We start from the raw sequence: 19071 nt of genomic DNA, 5'->3' as shown, positions 1-19071 counted from the left end.
CGACGGGGAAGAAAGCGAGTCGGCGGGGACGAGACGCCTCGCACATGACATCGGGGGGATGCTCATGACGCGGGGGATGAATATTGTCGTTTTTGCGGTGTTATGTGGATTTATCGCGGGCGGCGCAGCCGGATGCGGTGGCGGAGCGGGGCCCGGCGACGCGATGGACGGCGCCGCGGAGCTGAACCGGCTGCGGGGAGTGCTCGACGAGGCGCGAGCGCTGCCCGACGGGTTCTCGGCCCGTCCGCGTGACGGCTGGCGCGCCCCGTTCCAGCCGGTGAACGAGGACTGCCGGCTCGTTCTCGACACCGCGGGAGGCAGGCCGCCGCAGCGGGCACTGGGGGCGCGGGCGGCCGTGACCTACCAGGGTGACGGGGTCGGGGAGCTGGCCGGGTTCGGTCTGGCCTCCTACCGCGGTGACGACGCCGAACTTCACTTCAACGAGCTCACGCAGGCACTGAGCGGCTGCCCGGTCGCACGCGCCCAGGTGGCGGGCCGCGGCACCGCTCTTCGGGTATCCCCCCTGAACCTGACAGGGGTCGGCGACGAGGTGCAGGCCAGGCGGCTGAACGGCAGGCTGAACGGGTATCCGTACGAGATGCACCTGGTGTTCGCCCTCAGCGGCCACACCCTGATCTCACTGGTGCACGCCGGTGTCAGGGACGTCGACGTCGAGCGCACCCGGGAGCTCGCCCGCCTGCTGGTCGACGAGGTCGCAGCCTGAGCGGGGCCGCACCGGTGTCGTTTTGGTGCCGGGGCCGCACCGGTGTCGTCCTTGGCACCGGAAGCTGAATACCCTTGTGCTGTGAGTGACGCGACCCTCGATCCCGAGGACAAGAAGATCATCGTGCTGGCCCGGTCCACCCGTGCACGCAACGGAGCCGCCGAGGGCGCGGCCGTACGGGACGAGACGGGCCGGACCTACTCGGCGACCAATGTGGCGCTGCCGTCGCTGACCCTGTCGGCGATCCAGGTCGCCGTGGCGATGGCGGTGTCCGGTGGAGCGGAGTCGCTGGAGGCGGCCGCGCTGGTCACCGCGGGTGCGGGGCCCTCCGACGACGACCGGCGGGCGGTCCGCGACCTGGGTGCCGAGACCCTGCTGGTGGCCGGTCCTGACGGGACACCGCGTCAGAGCTGAGTCCGGTATCGGCGACAATGGTTGACGTGAGTTCCTCAGCTGCTGATTTCCATGCCGGTTTCGCCTGCTTCGTCGGCCGGCCCAACGTCGGCAAGTCCACGCTGATGAACGCGTTGGTCGGCACGAAGGTGGCGATCACCTCCTCCAAGCCCCAGACGACCCGCCGGGCCATCCGTGGCATCGTGCACCGCCCCGACTCCCAGCTCGTCATCGTCGACACGCCGGGCCTGCACCGGCCCCGCACGCTCCTGGGTGAGCGGCTGGACAGCCTGGTGCTCTCCACCCTCACCGAGGTCGACGTGATCGGCTTCTGCGTGCCCGCCAACGAGCCCATCGGCAAGGGTGACCGGTTCATCGCCGAGAAGCTCGCGGGCGTCAAGAAGACCCCGGTGGTCGCCGTGGTGACCAAGTGCGACCTGGCGGCCCGCGAGCAGATCGCCGCGCAGCTGCTCGCGGTCTCCCAGCTCGCCGAGTTCGATGACATCGTGCCGGTCTCCGCGCAGTCGGGTGAGCAGCTCGACGTGCTGGCCGACGTGCTGGTCCAGCGCCTGCCGCAGAGCCCGCCGCTGTACGAGGGAGGACAGCTCACCGACGAGCCCGAGCAGGTGCTGGTCGGCGAGCTGATCCGGGAGGCGGCCCTGGAGGGGGTGCGTGACGAGTTGCCACACTCGATCGCGGTGGTCGTCGACGAGATGCTGCCCAGACAGGGGCGTGACGACCTTCTCGACATCTACGCTCACATGTTCGTCGAGCGTCCGTCCCAGAAGGCCATCGTGATCGGGCACAGGGGCTCCCGGCTGAAGGACGTCGGCAGCCGCGCCCGCCGGCAGATCGAGGCGCTCCTCGGCACTCGCGTCTACCTCGACCTGCGCATCAGCGTCGCCAAGGACTGGCAGCGCGACCCCAAGCAGCTCCGCCGCCTGGGTTTCTACGACTGACGGGTCCCGGCGGGGGCGTGCGGCCGGGCTCCGGCAACCGCGGCCGTGCTTCTCAGCGGCGGCCGGTGACGGCTTCCTCCCCGTGCCCGAGCCGTCGCCGCAGTTCGACGGCGTCCCGGCCGAGCGCGGAGACCAGGGTGGCCGGCCCGGCCAGGGGCAGGACGGCCCAGCCCTGGCCGACCACCGTCTCCGGTGCCCGGCCGGTGACCAGGACGCTGCCCACGCAACGGGCGTCGCCGTAGACCGCGGGACTGTCGTCGATCTCCGCGTCGCCCACCACGAACTCCTGCCGGAGCAGCGGTCCCCCTCCGAGAACGGCGTCGAAGCGCGAGTGGCAGCGTCCGGGGCGCTCGCCGTACCGGCCGAAGACGATCTCCTCGCGCCAGCGCACCCGTGCGTCCTCGGCCAGGTCGAGCCGGACGACCATGCGATGCAGGCAGCCAGCCGCGAGCACCGTCGGTTCCGGCGCGAATCTGAGCGAGGCGCCCGCGCCGACCCGGGCCGTGATCGTCATCAGTGACTCGGCCCCGGCGGGGCCGGGCAGCACCAGGGTGCTCGCGACCGACCGCACCTCCAGTTCGGTTCCCGGCGCCACCTCGATGTCGAGGGCCAGGTCGTCACCGCCCAGCGGAGCCGCCGCGGTGGACACCAGGTGCACCCGGCCGGGCGCGGTCGCCCGCAGCGTGAGCGGTGGGCCGGAACGCATCGTGGCGAGGACGGTCCGGCCGGCCGCGTCCCGCCGGGTGGCGATCGCCGCCCGCGCCCTCATCGCCCGCCGACCTGCCCGCTCCGGCCGTGGTACGGACTCCGCCGGCGCCGGAGCGGGCAGGACGGGCGCGGGGACCGGGTTGGTGAGGGACATGACTCAGGCGTGGGAGTGCTCGTGGGTCCAGGACTCGACGAGCCCGGTGACCCATTCGGAGACCGCGTACGCTCGTGGATCCTCCCTGATCGAGGTGAAAAGCACGGGTTTGCCGTCCCGGACGGCCGCCGCGTCGCGTGACATGACCGTGAGGTCCGCGCCGACCATCGTGGCCAGATCGGTCTTGTCGATCACGAGCAGGTCGGCCGTCGTCACGCCGGGGCCGCCCTTGCGCGGGACCTTGTCGCCGCCGGACACGTCCAGTACGAAGATCTGCCGATCGGCCAGGCCCCTGCTGAAGGTGGCGGTGAGGTTGTCCCCGCCGCTCTCCACGATCACCAGGTCGAGCGGGCCGAACCGCTCCTCCAGGGTCTCCACCGCGTCGAGGTTGGCCGCGATGTCGTCCCGGATGGCGGTGTGCGGGCAGCACCCGGTCTGCACGGCGACGATCCGCTCCGGGTCGAGCACGCCCGCTCTGCGCAGGAAGTCGGCGTCCTCGGTGGTGTAGATGTCGTTGGTGACCACGCCCAGGTGCATGAACGGGCCGAGCGTCCGGCACAGCGCCGCGGTCAGCGCGGTCTTGCCGCTGCCGACGGGGCCTCCGATGCCCAGGCGTAACGCCCGGCCGCCAGGGTCGGCCGCGTGGTGGTGGTCGTCGTGGTTGGCGCCCATGTGGGTCACCGTCCTTCCAGGTGGTCGTCAGGAGACGAAAAGCCGCATATCTGCACGAATATGGTGTTCGGCGAGCAGGTCGAGCGCGGGGGAGGCGTGCGCGGGCAGTGCCTCCCAGCAGGCCTCCCAGCGGGCCTCCCCGCGGGCCTCCCAGCCGGTGGGGACGGTGGCCGCGGCCCTTTCCACGGCCGGGGCGAGATCGGCGAGCAGTCGGTGGACGGCGACGGGGTCGAGGCCGAGCAGCCGTACCGCCGCCGTGGCGGGTCCGGTGACGGAGGTGTAGGCCGCCGCCAGGGCGGCCTCGGCGGGGGAGCATCCCGCCACGGCCGCCACCGCGCCGAGCGCGAGGGGGTGGTGGGCGCCCTGGGGCAGGGCCCCGGCCAGCGTGTCGAGCACCGGGGAGGGCCAGATCCTCCGCGAGGTCCGTAGCAGCAGCCTGCCCTGGGTGCGGCTCGCCTCCCGCTGGGCGGGCGAGGAGATCCTGGCGTCCGCCTCCGCGTCCAGCCGCGTCCACTCCGAGCGGCCGGTCGCCGCGGCGGGAGACGCGCCGAGATCGCAGGCCGCGGCGGCGAGGGCGGCCGTCACCAGGCCCGCGGTGGCCAGTCGGCCCCGCAGAAAGGCGGCGAGGCCGGCAAGGTCGCGGATCGCGCCGATCCTGACCGCCTCCTCGGCGCCACCGGAGTGGCCGTGCCCCCCCGCGGGCAGCCGGGAGTCGGCCAGTAGCAGCAGCGCGGCGTTCAACTGGGGCTCCCTTCGGCCGGGCGGGGGTCAGAACAGGAAGTAGCGCTGGGTCATGGGCAGGGTCTCGGCGGGGGCGGGTTCGATCAGGTCGCCGTCGACGCTGACCGCGAAGGTGTCGGGGTCGACGTCGATCCTGGGCATGGCGTCGTTCAGCGGCATGCTCTCCTTGCCCCTGCGGCGGACGTCGGCCACCGGCAGCAGGCGCCTGCGGACGGCCAGCCGGTCGGCGAGGCCGTCCTCGATCGCCTGCGGGGCGACGAAGTGGACGGACGTGGCTGCGGCGGTGACCGGGGCGGCACCGAACATCGGGCGCGGCATGACCGGCTGCGGGGTCGGGATGGAGGCGTTCGCGTCGCCCATCTGGGCGTAGGCGATGACACCGCCCTTGACCACCAGGTTCGGTTTGATACCGAAGAAGGCCGGGTCCCACAGGACCAGGTCGGCCAGCTTGCCGGTCTCCACCGAGCCGACCTCGCCGTCCAAACCGTGGGCCACGGCCGGGCAGATCGTGTACTTGGCGACGTAGCGTCGGGCCCGGTGGTTGTCGGCGGGGCCGTCACCCGGCAGAGCCCCCCGGCGGCGCTTCATCACGTGCGCGGTCTGCCAGGTCCGGATGATCGTCTCGCCCACCCGGCCCATCGCCTGAGAGTCCGAGCCGATCATCGAGATCGCGCCCATGTCGTGCAGGATGTCCTCGGCCGCCATCGTGGACGGCCGGATCCGGGACTCGGCGAACGCCAGGTCCTCGGGGATGGACGGGTTGAGGTGGTGGCAGACCATCAGCATGTCGAGGTGCTCGTCGAGCGTGTTGACGGTGTGCGGGCGGGTCGGGTTGGTCGAGGACGGCAGGATGTTGCCGTAGGAGGCGACCCGGATGATGTCGGGTGCGTGCCCGCCGCCGGCTCCCTCGGTGTGGTAGGCGTGGATCATCCGGTCGCCGATCGCCGCCAGCGTCGACTCCACGAACCCGGCCTCGTTGAGGGTGTCGGTGTGGATCGTGACCTGGGTGCCGGTGGCATCGGCCACCGACAGGCAGGCGTCGATGGCGGCCGGGGTGGTGCCCCAGTCCTCGTGCAGCTTGAAACCTGAGGCCCCGGCGCGGAGTTGTTCCAGCAGCCCCTCGCGGCTGACCGTGTTGCCCTTGCCGAGCAGCGCGACGTTGATCGGGTAGGAGTCGAGAGACTCCAGCATCCGGGCGAGGTACCAGGTGCCGGTGACGGTGGTGGCCTTGGTGCCCTCGGCGGGTCCGGTGCCGCCGCCCACGATGGTCGTCACCCCGGCGGCGAGGGCCTCGTCGAGGATCTGCGGGCAGATCAGATGGACATGGGAGTCGATCGCCCCGGCGGTCAGGATCTTCCCGTTGCCCGCCAGGATCTCGGTCGAGGGGCCGATCACCAGGTCCGGATGGACTCCGTCCATGGTGTCGGGGTTTCCGGCCTTGCCGATCGCCACGATGCGGCCGTCCCTGACGCCGATGTCCGCCTTGACCACGCCCCAGTGGTCGAGGATCACCGCACCGGTGATCACCAGGTCGGGCGCACCCTCGGCCCTGGTGGTCCTGGCCTGGCCCATCGACTCCCTGATGACCTTGCCACCGCCGAAGACCGCCTCGTCGCCCGCTCCAGCGGGGCCCGTCGACAGGTCCTCGGTGACCTCGATGAGCAGGTCGGTGTCCGCCAGCCTGATCCGATCCCCGACGGTGGGGCCGTAGAGCGCGGCGTAGCGGGATCGTTCAATGAACACCGGGACTCCCGTCGAGAGGTCCGGCCCATTCGGGACGGAGACCGGGGACGATCCGCAGCCCGCCGATCGGCACGAGGGTCACGTCGCGCTCCACACCGGGTTCGAACCGCACCGCCGTACCCGCGGGGACGTCGAGCCGGGTGCCCCAGGCCGCCTGGCGGTCGAACTCCAGGCCGGGGTTGCACGCGGAGAAGTGGTAGTGCGAGCCGACCTGGATCGGCCGGTCCGCGGTGTTGACGACGCGGACGGTGACGCGCTCGCGGCCCGGGTTGAGCGGGATGGGCGTGTCGCCGTACAGGATCTCGCCGGGTGTCATCGGCGCTCACCGCTCCTTGTGGTCACGGGATCGGCTGGTGGACGGTGACGAGCTTGGTGCCGTCGGGGAAGGTGGCCTCGATCTGCACGGACGACAGCATCTCGGGCACCCCCTCCATGACGTCGTCGCGGGAGAGCACCTTGCGCCCCGCCTCCATCAGCTCGGCGACGGTCCGCCCGTCCCTGGCCCCCTCCATGAGGAAGGACGCGATGATCGCGGTGGCCTCGGGGTGGTTGAGCCGGAGGCCACGTGACCTGCGGTCGCGGGCGAGACCGGCGGCGACGTGGATGAGCAGGCGTTCCTGCTCGTGTGGTGTGAGCCGCATGCCCGGACCATAGGAACCGGCGGTTTCGGTGACGTTGCGCGTCGATGTCATGCCTGTTTCCAGAGGACGTGAGCTGCGCGAAAGAGGAGGAACCGTCCATCGGCGCTCCTTCCTTGCGGGCCCGCCGAGGCGTTCTGAAGTTAATATCACGAAATTTGTTGATTTATCGGGACAAATATTCGGGGGTTATTCGCGGCGCCGCGTCCTGTCACGGCGGTGATATCCCGGTAAGGCGCAATTAACAACCGCGAACTAGGCGGGAAACCTCACTCAGTCACCTTGGCGGCAGATAGATCGGTGCGGGGGCCGTACCGGCAAGGAGGAAAGTCATTGAGGAAGACAGCATGGTGCTCCGCGGTGGCCGTCGCGGCACTGGTCGCGACGCTGACCGCCTGCGGCGGTGAAGCCCCTGCGAACAAGGACGCGGCCGCCGCGAGCGGCGGTGAGGGAGACATCAAGGTCGGCATCCTGCACTCGCTGAGCGGCACCATGGCCATCAGCGAGGTGACCGTCAGGGACGCGGAACTGCTCGCCATCGAGGAGATCAACGCCGCCGGGGGAGTGCTCGGCAAGAAGCTGGTCCCGGTGGTGGAGGACGGCGCGTCCGACTGGCCCACCTTCGCGGAGAAGGCCACCAAGCTCATCCGCCAGGACAAGGTCGCCACCACCTTCGGTGGGTGGACCTCCGCCAGCCGCAAGGCGATGCTGCCGGTCTTCGAGCGGAGCAAGGCCCTGCTGTGGTACCCGGTGCAGTACGAGGGCCTGGAGAGCTCGCCGTACATCTTCTACACCGGCGCCACCACCAACCAGCAGATCATCCCCGGCCTCGACTATCTCAAGGAACAGGGCAAGAAGAAGATCTTCCTGGTCGGCAGCGACTACGTCTTCCCCCGGACCGCCAACAAGATCATCAAGGCGTACGCGGCGGCGAACGACATGGAGATCCTCGGCGAGGAGTACACCCCGCTCGGCCACACCGAGTACAGCACGCTGACCAACAAGGTCCTCCAGGCCAAGCCGGACGCCGTCTTCAACACCCTCAACGGTGACAGCAACGTCGCCTTCTTCAAGCAGCTCAACAGCGCCGGGGTCACCGCGGAGAAGATGCCCGTGCTGTCGGTGAGCGTCGCCGAGGAGGAGGTCAAGGGCATCGGTGTCGACAACATCGCCGGCCACCCCGTCGCCTGGAACTACTACCAGACCACCGACAACGCGGCCAACGAGAAGTTCGTCGCCGCGTTCAAGGCCAAGTACGGCGCGGACAAGGTGACCTCCGACCCGATGGAGGCCGGGTACAACGCCGTCTACCTCTGGGCCGAGGCGGTCAAGAAGGCCGGCAGCGTCGAGGTCGAGGCGGTCAGGAAGGCGGCGGGCGGCATCGCGCTGGACCGTCCCGAGGGCCTCGTCACCATCGACGGTGAGAACCAGCACATGTACAAGACGGCCAGGATCGGGGTGATCCAGCCCGACGGTCTCATCAAGGAGGTCTGGAACTCCGGTGAGCCGATCAAGCCCGACCCCTACCTCAAGGGCTACCCCTGGGCGAGTGGCCTGGCCACCGGCTGACCCCCCAAGACCGGCTCCGGACCGGGCCGTGACCAGATCACGGAAAGTACCGTGGCGCGCCCACGACGCGGCGTGGCCCGGCTCCGGAGCCACACACTCGTAGGAAGGGGACCTTCGGTGGAGGCCTTTCTCAACCAGCTCCCGATCGGCCTGTCCATCGGGGCCGTGCTGCTTCTCATCGCCCTCGGGCTGACGTTCACGTTCGGCCAGATGGGCGTGATCAACATGGCCCACGGCGAGTTCATCATGGCCGGGGCGTACACCGCCTACCTGCTCCAGGACCTCACCGGCCGGATGGCGGTGATCGTGGCCCTGCCCGTCGCCTTCCTGGTCGCCGGGCTGATAGGGCTCATCCTGGAACGGGCCGCGATCCGGCACTTCTACGGCCGCCCGCTCGACACCCTGCTGCTCACCTGGGGCGTCAGCCTCGTGCTCCAGCAACTCGCCCGCGACCTGTTCGGGGCGCCCAACGTGCAGGTCCAGGCACCCACCTGGCTACAGGGCGGCATCGCGTCCCTGCCGTACAACCGGCTGTTCATCTTCGGCCTGGCCGTCGCCACGGTCATCGGCATCTGGGCCTACATGAACCGCACCGGCGCCGGCCGCCGGATGCAGGCCGTGATGCAGAACCGGCAGCTGGCCGCGGTCAGCGGCATCAACACCGCCCGCGTGGACCAGCGCACCTTCTTCATCGGCTCAGGGCTGGCCGGGGTCGCCGGGGTGGCCCTCACCCTCATCGGCCCCGTCGGACCCGCACTCGGCACCTACTACATCGTCGACGCCTTCCTGGTGGTCGTCGCCGGAGGCCTCGGCCAGCTGCGCGGCGCCGTCATCGCCGCCGCGGGCCTCGGCCTGCTCAACTCCTACGCCGAGTTCTGGAGCGACGCCAGCCTGGCGAAGGTCATCGTGTTCGCCGCGATCATCGCCTTCCTTCAGTTCCGCCCGCAGGGCCTGTTCGTACTCCGATCGAGGGCGCTAACGTGAATCTCACCCGCCTCAAGGGGCCGGGGCTCTTCGCGGCGGTGGCCGTGCTCGCCCTGGTCGTCGCACCGCTGGTGCTGGAACCCTTCCGCCTCGGCCTGCTGGCCAAGTACCTCTGCTTCGCGATCATCGCCCTGGGCATCGGCCTGGCCTGGGGGCAGGGCGGCATGCTCGTCCTCGGCCAGGGCGTGTTCTTCGGGCTCGGCGGCTACGCGATGGGCATGCACCTGAAGCTGGTGGACGCCCAGGGAGACCTGCCCGACTTCATGATCTGGAGTGGGGTCGAGCAGTTGCCCGCGCTCTGGAAACCGTTCGCCAACCCGGTGTTCGCGCTGGCCATGGTGGTACTCGGGCCGATGCTGATCGCCACCGTGCTGGGCCTGCTGGTGTTCCGCCAGCGGGTGCGCGGCGCGTACTTCGCGATCCTCACCCAGGCGCTCGCCGCCGCGTTCGTCATCCTGCTCGTCGGCCGGCAGGGCCTGACCGGCGGCACCAACGGGCTGACCAACTTCTTCGACCTGTTCGGCCAGGACCTGGCCGCGGACTCCACCCAGCGCGGGCTCTACTTCGTGGTCGCGGTCGTCACCGGGCTGCTCTACCTCGGTGCCCGCCAGCTGGTGGGCAGCCGCTTCGGGCGGCTGCTCGTCGCGATCAGGGACGGCGAGGACCGCGTCAGGTTCCTCGGCTACGACCCGGCCAGGGTGAAGACCGTCGTCTTCGCGATCTCAGCGGGCATGGCCGGGCTGGCGGGTGCCCTGTTCGTGCCGGTGGTCGGCATCATCTCGCCCGCGCTGCTGGGGGTGGTCCCCTCGCTCGAACTGGTCGTCGCGGTCGCGGTGGGCGGCAGGTTCGCCCTCGCCGGGGCCGTCCTCGGCGCGGTCGTCATGGGGTACGCCAAGACCTCCTTCAGCGAGCAGTTCGCCGACGGCTGGCTCTACCTGCAGGGCGCGCTGTTCATCCTCGTGATGACCCTGGCCCCCAAGGGGATCCTCGGCCTGGCGGCGTCGGCCCGCGACGCCCTGGCCCGGCGGTCGAAGCGCCCCACGACCCCGGAATCCCCGCCCACGGACGACGCCCCCGGCAGGAGAGTCATGGAGGAGGTCGGATGAGCCCGATCATCGAGGTACGCGGGCTGTCGGTGGTCTTCGACGGCTTCCGCGCCATCGACGGCATCGACCTGACCGTCGAGGAGGGGGAACTGCGCTTCCTGATCGGCCCCAACGGGGCGGGGAAGACCACGCTCATCGACGTCATCACCGGCCTCACCCGCCCCACCGCCGGCGAGATCGTCTTCGCCGGCCGCAGCCTGGCTGGCCTGCGCGAGCACAGCATCGTCAGGCTCGGTGTCGGGCGCACCTTCCAGACCTCGGTGGTCTTCGAGGAGCTCACGGTCCTGGAGAACCTCGACCTGGCGGCCTCCTTCCGGCGCCCGCTCTGGTCGCTGGCCCGGCGCAGGCGCGGGATCTCCGAGGCCGTCGCCGACGCACTGGAGACCACGGGGCTGCGGGAGCTGGCCGACCGGCCCGCGGGGGTGCTCTCCCATGGGCAGCGGCAGTGGCTGGAGATCGGCATGCTGCTCACCCAGAGCCCCAAGCTGCTCCTGCTGGACGAGCCGGTGGCCGGGATGTCGAAGGACGAGCGGGAACGGACCGGTGAGCTGCTGACGTCCGTGGCCGACGACCACACGGTGATCGTGATCGAACATGACATGGAGTTCCTGCGCAGGTACGCCTCGCAGGTCACCGTCCTGCACGAGGGCAAGGTGCTGATCGAGGGCTCGGTGGACCAGGTCCGCGACGACCCGCGCGTGCAGGAGGTCTATCTCGGAAGGAAGCGCGGCGATGCTGTCAGTACAGGATCTTGACGCCGGGTACGGCAGGGCCCGGGTGCTGTTCGGGGTCTCCCTGCGGGTGGAGCCAGGGCAGCTGGTGTGCGTGATGGGCCGCAACGGGGTGGGCAAGACCACCCTGCTCAACACCGTGATGGGCGTGCTGCCCGCCACCGCGGGTTCGGTCACCTTCGAGGGCCGGGACGTGACGCGCCTGCCGCCGCACGAGCGGGTACGGCTCGGCATGGCGTACGTCCCCCAGGGGCACGAGACCTTCCCTCAGCTCAGCGTGCTCGGCAACCTTCAGGTCACGCTGGAGGCCTCCGGCGGCCCGCAGGAGGCGCTGGAGGAGGCGCTGGAGACCTTCCCCCGCCTGAAGCCGCTGCTCAAGCGGCGTGCCGGATTCCTGTCCGGCGGACAGCAGCAGCAGCTCGCGATCGCCCGCGCGCTCGTCACCCGACCCAGGCTGCTCATCCTGGACGAGCCCACCGAGGGCATCCAGCCCTCGATCATCATCGAGATCGAGGAGGCGATCGAGCGGCTGCACGCCTCCGGCCTGTCGCTCCTGCTGGTCGAACAGTATCTGGACCTGGCGCTCCGTCTCGCCGACCGTTTTCTCATCCTCGACGCCGGGCACGTCGCCCATTCGGGAGCGGTGGAGGAATTACACGGAGAGGAAATTCACCGCCTTCTTGCCGTGTGAGCCGCACTATTCCATATCAAGAAGGTGGTATTTGATCTCTTCTTGATGAAGAACCTCCCGCTGCGGGCGATGGCGACATAACCTACCCAGCAAAAAGGGAGTCCGGGGGTGTCATGACGGAGGAACCTGCGGACGGGGGGACGCGAGCGGAGGGGGCGCCGGGCCCTTCCGGGAATCACGGTCGCTCCGACCGGCGACCCGGCCGCGAGGCCGGCAGGCCGGCCGACGACGAGCGCGAGGGACGATCCGGCGGCGAGACCGGCGGATCGCCCGGTGACGAGCGTGACCGGTGGTCCGACGATCGACATGACCGTGAGCGGCGCCTCGACGGCCGGCAGGAGCGGTACGGTCATGAGCGCCGGTTCGACGAGCGGTACGAGCATGACCGGTGGGACGACGACAGGTACGGCCGTGACCCGCGGCCCGAGGATGCGCGGCCTTTCGAGGACGCCTACCCCGGGGCGCGGATCGATCCGCCGGGGACGCCCGCCAGGCGTGGGTTCCGCCGGTTCCGGCTGACGGCCTGGATCGCGCTGGTCGTCGCCGCGGTCGTGGTCGGGGTGTCCGTCGCGTGGGTGAACGGGCCGCCCACCGAGGCCGAGCTACGGGAGAAGGCGGGACTCCTCAGCAAGGACAGGCTCCGGATCGGCGTGAAGGACGACACCCCGGGCATCGCCCTGAGGTCGAAGGACGGGAGCGGCTTCGAGGGCTTCGACATCGACATCGCCTACATGATCGCGGCGGATCTGGGCTTCCGGCGCGACCAGGTCGAGTTCATGTCCATCGAGACCGAGGACAGGGCGCGCATGCAGGCCCGGAACGGGAACGGGGAATTCGTCAGGGTCGACCTCGTGGTGGCGACCTTCAGCGTGACGCCCGACCGCAGGGCGGACCCCTCCGTCGGCTTCTCCACGCCCTACCTCTTCACCGAGCAGTCGGTGGTGACCAGATCCGACTACGAGGACGAACACGTCGCCTCCCTGGGGCAGCTTGAGGGCAAGAAGGTCTGCTCACTCGGGACCTCGACCTCCCTGGTCGAGTTGAGCAAGGCGATAAAGGGCAACCCCATCGCCGAGGGCCTGATCAGCAAATGCGTGGAGCGTCTCCGGAGGGGCGACATCGACGCGGTGACCACCGACGCGGCACTCCTGGCCGGGTTCGTCACGCAGGACAGGAACCTGCGCCACCACGACATCGCGCTGGAGAAGACGGAGATGTGGGCTGTCAACGCGGGGCGCAACGCCGCGCTGCGCACCCTGGTCGACCTCGCGCTCTACCGTTCCTACGCCGATCCGCAGAACCAGCGCTGGGAGGAGGCGTACAAGACCCACATCGAGCCGCTGCTGAGGACCAACCCGGGAGTGAACGTGGCCCAGGCGGAGCAGCCGTGCGCGCTTCCCCCGCCGGTGCGCCGCTGGCCGTGGGAGCGGACCCTCCCCCTCCAGGATTGTCCCTCCGCGCCTTGAAGACCGACAGGCGGGTCAGGGACGCGCCGAGAAACCAGGAGTGGTTCCTCACACTGCTGCCGGTGTTCCCGATCGTCCTGCTGGTGATGCGGCTGTGGTACGCCAGCAGGCAGGACACCCAGACGCTGCTCCTGCTCGTGCAGACCATCAGCCCGCTGGGCATGCTGAGCGCGATCCTGCTGACCACGGTGTGGGTGCTGCCTGTCGTCGTCGTCGGCGGCCGGCTCCTCGGCACCCTCTACTGGATCAGCACGGGCCGTTCATCATGGCTGGTGCGGGCGGCCCGGCGGCTGCCCGGCTGGGTCGCGGGCCTGGCCGTCGTGGTGGGCGTGGGCACCTGGCAGCTGCGCTTCCTGCCCACGCTGATGATGCTGTCGCTCGCGCTGGCGGGCCTGACCGTGCGCGAGCGGTACCCGGCCCACGAGGAGTTGCGGACCACGTTCTGCTACGCGCTGCCGCTGATCGCCGCGGTGCTGTCGTACGTGCTGCTATGGCCTGCCGTCGTCACCGCGTTCGCCGAGCGGGACGTGGCGACCGCGATCCTGCTGACGCTCCCCCCGGTGTGTGTGCCGCTGCTGACCGGCCCGGTGCCCGCGGCGTCGGCCAGGGTGCTGACCCACGGCATCGCGATCGCGATGGCGGTGTTCACCCCGTTCCTGGTCGGCGCGGTCGTGATGAGGGCGCCGATCCTCCCGCTGATCGCCCTGGAGATCACCGAGGAGGACTCCTCCAAGGTGCTCGTGGGCTACATGGTCGCCAGTGACGACCTGATGACCACGGTCCTGCACCGCGACGGTGCGGTGAGCTTCATCTCCAACGAGCGGCTGCGGTCGAAGGTGCTCTGCCCCGACCCCGGCGAGGTGCCCAGGACATGGGCGAACCTGCACGGCTGGTACGTCGAACAGAGTGTGATCTCCTGGCTCGCCCCGGTCTCGCGGCGGACCCCGGCCGATTCACGCTGCGAGGGCCGCCCGGCCGCGGAGCCCGCTCCCGTCTCTCCGTCCCCGTCCCCGTCCCCGACTCCGGCAGGGACTTTGGGAGCGGGCGGTCACTGACGGTAGTCCTCGACCTCGTCGATCGGGCGGGGCGCGGCGGAGTCGGGGTCCTCACCGAACTCGCGGCGTGCCCGGCGCTGCCTGAGCAGGTCCCATGCCTGGTCGAGAGCCTCCTCCAGCTGCTGGATCCGGTTGTTCTCCTCATGCGAGGAGATCGAGTGCGAAGTCAGTCTCTTTCGGAGCTCGCGCTCCTCGGCGATGAGCTCGTTGATGTGGGCGAGGATGTCGATGTCCTTCATGGCGGTTCCCCCCGTCAGAGTTCTCCTCTGGTGACCGTACCGTCGGAAGCCGAGCCGGTGGCGCCGGTGTGGTTCGCGTCGCGCGCCTTCCTCGGACGGCGTCCCGGAGATCTTCGAGTTCCGCCATGTGAGACCTGGGCTCGGGCATTCGAAGCCGTCTGGTAGCGTGCAATGCATGCTGCGCGGGCTGCTTCTTAGCTGCCGCGACGAGGGCCTGTAAAGGCCGGCTCCCTCGTCGCGGAGCGAGCCATGCGTGTCGGCCACGATTGTTTTCCCAGTCGAGGAGCCCTTGCATGTATCCGCAGCAGCAGCCCAGCCCCATGCCGTTCAAGCGCTACGAGTCCTTCGAGCCGATCCGGCTGACCGACCGGACCTGGCCGGACAAGGTCATCGAGCGGGCACCCCGGTGGTGTGCCGTCGACCTGCGTGACGGCAACCAGGCGCTGATCGACCCCATGGACCCCCACCGCAAGCTCAAGATGTTCGAGCTGCTGGTGAAGATGGGCTACAAGGAGATCGAGGTGGGCTTCCCCGCCGCCTCCCAAACCGACTTCGACTTCGTACGGCAGATCATCGAAGAGGGGCTGATCCCCGACGACGTGGTCATCCAGGTCCTGACCCAGGCCAGGCCCGAGCTGATCGAGCGGACCTTCGAGTCGGTGCGCGGGGCCAAGCAGGCGATCATCCACCTGTACAACTCCACCTCCACCCTCCAGCGCAGGGTCGTCTTCGGTCAGGACCGCGAGGGCATCACCGCGATCGCGGTCGAGGGCGCCAAGCTCTGCAAGAAGCTGGCCGCCGAGATGGACGACACGGAGATCTACTTCCAGTACTCCCCGGAGTCCTTCACCGGCACCGAGCTGGAGTACGCGGTGGAGGTCTGCGACGCCGTCAACGACGTGTGGCAGCCCACCCCCGACCGCAAGGTCATCGTCAACCTGCCCGCCACCGTCGAGATGTCCACGCCCAACATCTACGCCGACCAGATCGAGTGGATGCACCGCAACCTGGCCTATCGCGACTCGATCGTGCTCTCCCTGCACCCCCACAATGACCGGGGCACCGCCGTCGCCGCCGCCGAACTGGGCTACCTGGCCGGGGCGGACCGGATCGAAGGCTGCCTGTTCGGCAACGGCGAGCGCACCGGCAACGTCTGCCTGGTCACGCTGGGCATGAACCTGTTCTCGCAGGGCATCGACCCGGAGGTCGACATCTCCGACATCGATGAGATCCGCCGGATCACCGAGTACTGCACCCAGCTGCCCGTCCACCCGCGCCACCCGTGGGGCGGCGAGCTGGTCTACACCGCCTTCTCCGGATCTCACCAGGACGCCATCAAGAAGGGCTTCGAGCACCTGGAGCGCGACGCGGCCGCCGCGGGCGTCCCGGTCGGGGAGTTCACCTGGGCGGTCCCCTACCTGCCGATCGACCCCAAGGACATCGGCCGCACGTACGAGGCGGTCATCAGGGTCAACAGCCAGTCGGGCAAGGGCGGGGTCGCCTACATCATGAAGGCCGACCACCAGCTGGACCTGCCGCGCCGCCTGCAGATCGAGTTCTCCCGCGTCGTCCAGAGCCGTACCGACGCCCTCGGCGGCGAGGTGAGCCCGGCCCAGATGTTCGAGATCTTCACCGACGAGTACCTGCCGAACGAGGCCGGCCGGTGGGGACGGCTGGGCCTGCTGGCCCACCGCACCGTCTCCCAGGGCGACGAGAAGGACGCGATCAGCGCCGACCTGCGGATCGACGGGGAGATCCGGGAGATCGAGGGTGTCGGCAACGGCCCCATCTCCGCCTTCTGCGAGGCCCTGGCCAGGGTCGGCGTCGAGGTTCGCGTCCTGGACTACGCCGAGCACGCCATGAGCGCCGGCACCGACGCCAAGGCCGCCTCCTACATCGAGTGCGAGATCGCCGGTCAGGCCCTGTGGGGTGTCGGCATCGACGCCAACACCACCGCCGCCGCGCTCAAGGCCGTCATCTCCGCGGTCAACCGCGCCAACCGCTAGCCCCCGGCACGACCCGCCGGGGCGACGCGCCCGACAACGACCCACAAGGTCACCTGTCGTCCACTCGACCGCGCCTCCCGCGTGACCCGCGGACGCGCGGTCGAGTCGTCTCGGCGGGTGGCCGAGGCCGTGGGGAGACCGGTCGTCCTGGCACTATATGCTTTACAAGTAAAACACTTGCTAACCACATGAACGGGGATCATGAAGGAACGGCCGGGGCGGCGACTGCCGCTGAGGGGGGTGTTCCGGCTCGGCCGGTTCGGCGACATCTGGCACAAGCACGCGCTCAGCGCGGTCATCGCGCTGGCGATCCCCGACCTGATCCTTCTCGCCGTGGGCCGGCTGGATCTGGCGGTCTACACCTCCGCCGGAGCGATGTGCGCCCTGTACGGGCACGGCCTGCCGTACGCGGCGCGGGCGCGCGGCCTGATCTGGGTGGCGCTGGGCATGATCGGCGGAGTGGGGGTGGCGCTCGTCGCGTCCGGCCTCACCCGGTCCACCACGATCCTGATCATCGTGTCCGCGGTGCTGGCCGCCCTGCACAAGGTGGTCTGCGACGCCACCCGGATCGGCCCGCCCGGGAATCTGATCTTCACCTTCATGGCTGCGACCTGCGCCTTCATCCCCCAGCGGCTCACTGAGGTGCCCTTCCACCTGGCGCTCGCCGCACTGGGCGCCATCCTTGCCGCTCTGGTCTGCATGGCCCCGGCGCTCGTCCGGCCCGAGGGGCCCCAGCGGATCGCCGTCGCCCGCGCGCTGGAGGCGGTCGCGCGACTCCCGCACGCGGCCTCCACCGGCGGCACCCCGACCCCCCGGGTCCGCCACGACGCCGCCGCGGCGGTGAACGCCGCCTGGCGCACTCTCCTGCCGGTGCCCGCGAGCCCGAACCGCGGCGCGCTGGAGCGCCTGCTGGTACACGCCGAGGAGACCCTCGCGACAGGTTTCACCACCGAGGCCGCCCGGCTGACGGGCTGGGCCACCGACCTGCGCCGGAACCGGCCGCTGCCCCGCACGAGCCTCACCGAGGACGAGGCCGCCGAGCTGACCGGCATCGCGATGGAACGGGCCGTCCGGAGCCGCGAGCCGAGCGTGCTGCGGGCGTTCCATCCGGCCTCCGCGCTGTTCCCGATCGGGGTCAGGGTCGCCGTCGGCTCCGCGCTGGCCGGGTTGACCTCGATGGCACTGGGGGTCGGTCACCCCTACTGGGCGGTCGTGATGGCCGCCTCCGTCTTCCAGGCCAACGCCATGCTGTCCTGGCAACGGGCGCTGCAGCGCGCCCTCGGCAGCGTGTTCGGACTTCTCGTCTTCACCCTGCTGCTGCCGATCAGCCGCACCGGGCAGCTCGCGCTGGTGTTGCTGGTGCTGTTCCTCCAGTTCTGCACCGAGGCGTTGATCACCCGTAACTACTGGCTCGGCACGGTGTGCGTGACCCCGATGGCCCTCCTGCTGACCGAGTTCTCCGGATACCAGCCCGCCGGGCAGCTGATCGCCGACCGCTGGCTGGACACCTGCGTGGGCGTCGCGGCGGGACTGCTCGGCTGCCTGCTGGTGACCAACCGCCGTACCGCCGGCCGGATCGACGCCGCCCTGCACCGGGTGGCCGTCACCCGGGCCGGGGCGGGACATCTGCTGGCGAGCGGCTCGGCGGGGCCCGGCGACATCTCCCGGGCCCGAGGTCTGCTCGTCGCCGCCCTGGTGGAACTCCGGGAGGCCGCCGAGGTCGCGGCCGGCGAGTGGTGGCAACGTGTGCTGCCGGCGGAACGGATCGCCCACGCCGAGCAGGAGGGCCACCGTACGCTCACGCGCCTGAGGGGACCCGTCCGGGATAGAGTCGCCTCAAAGTCGATCAACGGGTGAGGGAAGCGGGGGCGTGGAGGACATCGTCGCGCAGGTGATGCGCCAGTGGCGCGGTGTCCACCCGGGACTGGACACCGCGCCGATGGCCGTGATCGGCCGCCTCAACCGCTGTTCCCTGTTGATCCAGCAGGCCGCCGACGCGCCGCTGCGCGAGCACGGCCTGACCCGGTCGGAGTTCGACATCCTCGGCGCGCTGCGGCGGCTGGATCGGGAGCTCACCCCCAGCCAGATCGCCAGGGAGACCTTCGCCTCCGGCGCCGCCGTCACCAAGCGGTTGCGGTTCCTGGAGGAGCGCGGACTGGTGGCCCGCCGCCCCGACGACCGGGACGGGCGGGTGTCCCACCTCTCACTCACCGGGCAGGGCCGCACGCTCATCGACCGGATGCTCCCCGAGCAGGTCGACTACGACGCGTCGCTGCTGGCCGGCCTGGCCGTGGAGCGGCAGCGGGAGCTGGCGGAACTCCTCGGCGAGCTGCTCCTCCTGCTGGAGGGACGGCCGGGCGTCCGGTCGCTTTGAACGCGCGCCGGTGTGGGCGCCGGCATCTGGCATCCTGCTTCCGCAGTGGCGACCGGCGGTACGAAGCGGGTTCGGCCGAGGCCTTTCCAAACTGGTGAATTCATGGCATTCCACGGCG

The 19071-nt window shown here is 70.2% G+C and carries 20 protein-coding genes; 13 read left to right on the top strand and 7 right to left on the bottom strand.

Annotated elements, in window-relative coordinates:
- Positions 1–97: 97 nt before the first annotated feature.
- The 3 genes from ACFQVD_RS20045 to era all read left to right on the top strand — a co-directional run bounded on the left by ACFQVD_RS20045 (position 98) and on the right by era (position 2076).
- Positions 98–724: a hypothetical protein gene (locus ACFQVD_RS20045; protein ID WP_386271748.1), complete on the top strand. Its 627-nt coding sequence runs from the start codon at positions 98–100 to the stop codon at positions 722–724.
- Between the two features lie 81 nt (positions 725–805).
- Entirely contained in the window at positions 806–1138 is a 333-nt protein-coding gene (locus ACFQVD_RS20040) for a cytidine deaminase (RefSeq protein WP_343979824.1), read from the top strand.
- Positions 1139–1155: 17 nt separating this feature from the next.
- Complete coding sequence (era, locus tag ACFQVD_RS20035; protein ID WP_343979821.1) at positions 1156–2076, top strand: GTPase Era; 921 nt, start codon at positions 1156–1158, stop codon at positions 2074–2076.
- Positions 2077–2128: 52 nt separating this feature from the next.
- On the opposite strand, the gene ACFQVD_RS20030 is transcribed toward era, so the two are convergent.
- The 6 genes from ACFQVD_RS20030 to ACFQVD_RS20005 are packed head-to-tail and all read right to left on the bottom strand — an operon-like array spanning position 2129 to position 6735.
- Positions 2129–2938: an urease accessory protein UreD gene (locus ACFQVD_RS20030; RefSeq protein ID WP_343979817.1), complete on the bottom strand. Its 810-nt coding sequence runs from the start codon at positions 2936–2938 to the stop codon at positions 2129–2131.
- A gap of 3 nt (positions 2939–2941) precedes the next feature.
- Complete coding sequence (ureG, locus tag ACFQVD_RS20025; protein ID WP_386368860.1) at positions 2942–3610, bottom strand: urease accessory protein UreG; 669 nt, start codon at positions 3608–3610, stop codon at positions 2942–2944.
- A 27-nt stretch (positions 3611–3637) separates the two neighbouring features.
- The gene (locus ACFQVD_RS20020) at positions 3638–4351 is read right to left on the bottom strand and encodes an urease accessory protein UreF (protein WP_386271745.1); all 714 of its coding nucleotides are present in this window, start codon (positions 4349–4351) and stop codon (positions 3638–3640) included.
- Between the two features lie 27 nt (positions 4352–4378).
- A complete protein-coding gene (locus ACFQVD_RS20015) occupies positions 4379–6094 on the bottom strand; it encodes an urease subunit alpha (RefSeq protein WP_343978555.1) in 1716 nt (571 codons plus the stop codon).
- Complete coding sequence (locus tag ACFQVD_RS20010; RefSeq protein ID WP_030903960.1) at positions 6084–6410, bottom strand: urease subunit beta; 327 nt, start codon at positions 6408–6410, stop codon at positions 6084–6086. The genes ACFQVD_RS20015 and ACFQVD_RS20010 overlap by 11 nt, the downstream gene beginning before the upstream one ends.
- A gap of 22 nt (positions 6411–6432) precedes the next feature.
- On the bottom strand, positions 6433–6735 hold the full coding sequence (locus tag ACFQVD_RS20005; RefSeq protein ID WP_343978549.1) for an urease subunit gamma: 303 nt from the start codon (positions 6733–6735) through the stop codon (positions 6433–6435).
- A gap of 330 nt (positions 6736–7065) precedes the next feature.
- Between ACFQVD_RS20005 and urtA the strand changes: the two genes are divergently transcribed.
- The 7 genes from urtA to ACFQVD_RS19970 all read left to right on the top strand — a co-directional run bounded on the left by urtA (position 7066) and on the right by ACFQVD_RS19970 (position 14334).
- Positions 7066–8301 (top strand): urea ABC transporter substrate-binding protein, encoded by a 1236-nt coding sequence (urtA, locus tag ACFQVD_RS20000; protein ID WP_343978546.1) that lies wholly within the window; start codon positions 7066–7068, stop codon positions 8299–8301.
- 117 nt (positions 8302–8418) lie between these two features.
- Complete coding sequence (urtB, locus tag ACFQVD_RS19995) at positions 8419–9285, top strand: urea ABC transporter permease subunit UrtB (RefSeq protein WP_343978543.1); 867 nt, start codon at positions 8419–8421, stop codon at positions 9283–9285.
- Positions 9282–10391 carry an urea ABC transporter permease subunit UrtC gene (urtC, locus tag ACFQVD_RS19990; RefSeq protein WP_343978540.1) on the top strand — a complete coding sequence of 370 codons (1110 nt, stop codon included), beginning with the start codon at positions 9282–9284 and terminating at the stop codon, positions 10389–10391. The genes urtB and urtC overlap by 4 nt, the downstream gene beginning before the upstream one ends.
- A complete protein-coding gene (gene urtD, locus ACFQVD_RS19985; RefSeq protein WP_343978537.1) occupies positions 10388–11146 on the top strand; it encodes an urea ABC transporter ATP-binding protein UrtD in 759 nt (252 codons plus the stop codon). Before urtC ends, urtD begins: the two co-directional genes overlap by 4 nt.
- The gene (gene urtE / locus ACFQVD_RS19980) at positions 11124–11813 is read left to right on the top strand and encodes an urea ABC transporter ATP-binding subunit UrtE (protein ID WP_343978534.1); all 690 of its coding nucleotides are present in this window, start codon (positions 11124–11126) and stop codon (positions 11811–11813) included. Before urtD ends, urtE begins: the two co-directional genes overlap by 23 nt.
- 113 nt (positions 11814–11926) lie before the next feature.
- Positions 11927–13279 (top strand): transporter substrate-binding domain-containing protein, encoded by a 1353-nt coding sequence (locus ACFQVD_RS19975; RefSeq protein WP_343978531.1) that lies wholly within the window; start codon positions 11927–11929, stop codon positions 13277–13279.
- The gene (locus tag ACFQVD_RS19970; RefSeq protein WP_343978527.1) at positions 13276–14334 is read left to right on the top strand and encodes a hypothetical protein; all 1059 of its coding nucleotides are present in this window, start codon (positions 13276–13278) and stop codon (positions 14332–14334) included. Before ACFQVD_RS19975 ends, ACFQVD_RS19970 begins: the two co-directional genes overlap by 4 nt.
- Here the strand turns inward: ACFQVD_RS19970 and ACFQVD_RS19965 are convergent.
- Positions 14328–14573 carry a DUF2630 family protein gene (locus ACFQVD_RS19965; RefSeq protein WP_343978524.1) on the bottom strand — a complete coding sequence of 82 codons (246 nt, stop codon included), beginning with the start codon at positions 14571–14573 and terminating at the stop codon, positions 14328–14330. The two genes, ACFQVD_RS19970 and ACFQVD_RS19965, sit on opposite strands and share 7 nt — an antisense overlap.
- Before the next feature lie 293 nt (positions 14574–14866).
- Between ACFQVD_RS19965 and leuA the strand changes: the two genes are divergently transcribed.
- From leuA to ACFQVD_RS19950, 3 genes are all read left to right on the top strand, one after another.
- Complete coding sequence (leuA, locus tag ACFQVD_RS19960) at positions 14867–16579, top strand: 2-isopropylmalate synthase (RefSeq protein ID WP_343978521.1); 1713 nt, start codon at positions 14867–14869, stop codon at positions 16577–16579.
- A 201-nt stretch (positions 16580–16780) separates the two neighbouring features.
- A complete protein-coding gene (locus ACFQVD_RS19955) occupies positions 16781–18436 on the top strand; it encodes an FUSC family protein (protein WP_343978518.1) in 1656 nt (551 codons plus the stop codon).
- Between the two features lie 13 nt (positions 18437–18449).
- Positions 18450–18953, top strand: a complete 504-nt coding sequence (locus ACFQVD_RS19950) for a MarR family winged helix-turn-helix transcriptional regulator (RefSeq protein ID WP_343978515.1) — start codon at positions 18450–18452, stop codon at positions 18951–18953.
- Positions 18954–19071 lie beyond the last annotated feature (118 nt).

Source organism: Streptosporangium amethystogenes subsp. fukuiense, from assembly GCF_042665875.1.
Lineage (GTDB): Bacteria > Actinomycetota > Actinomycetes > Streptosporangiales > Streptosporangiaceae > Streptosporangium > Streptosporangium fukuiense.
This window is presented reverse-complemented; position numbering and strand designations above follow the sequence as displayed.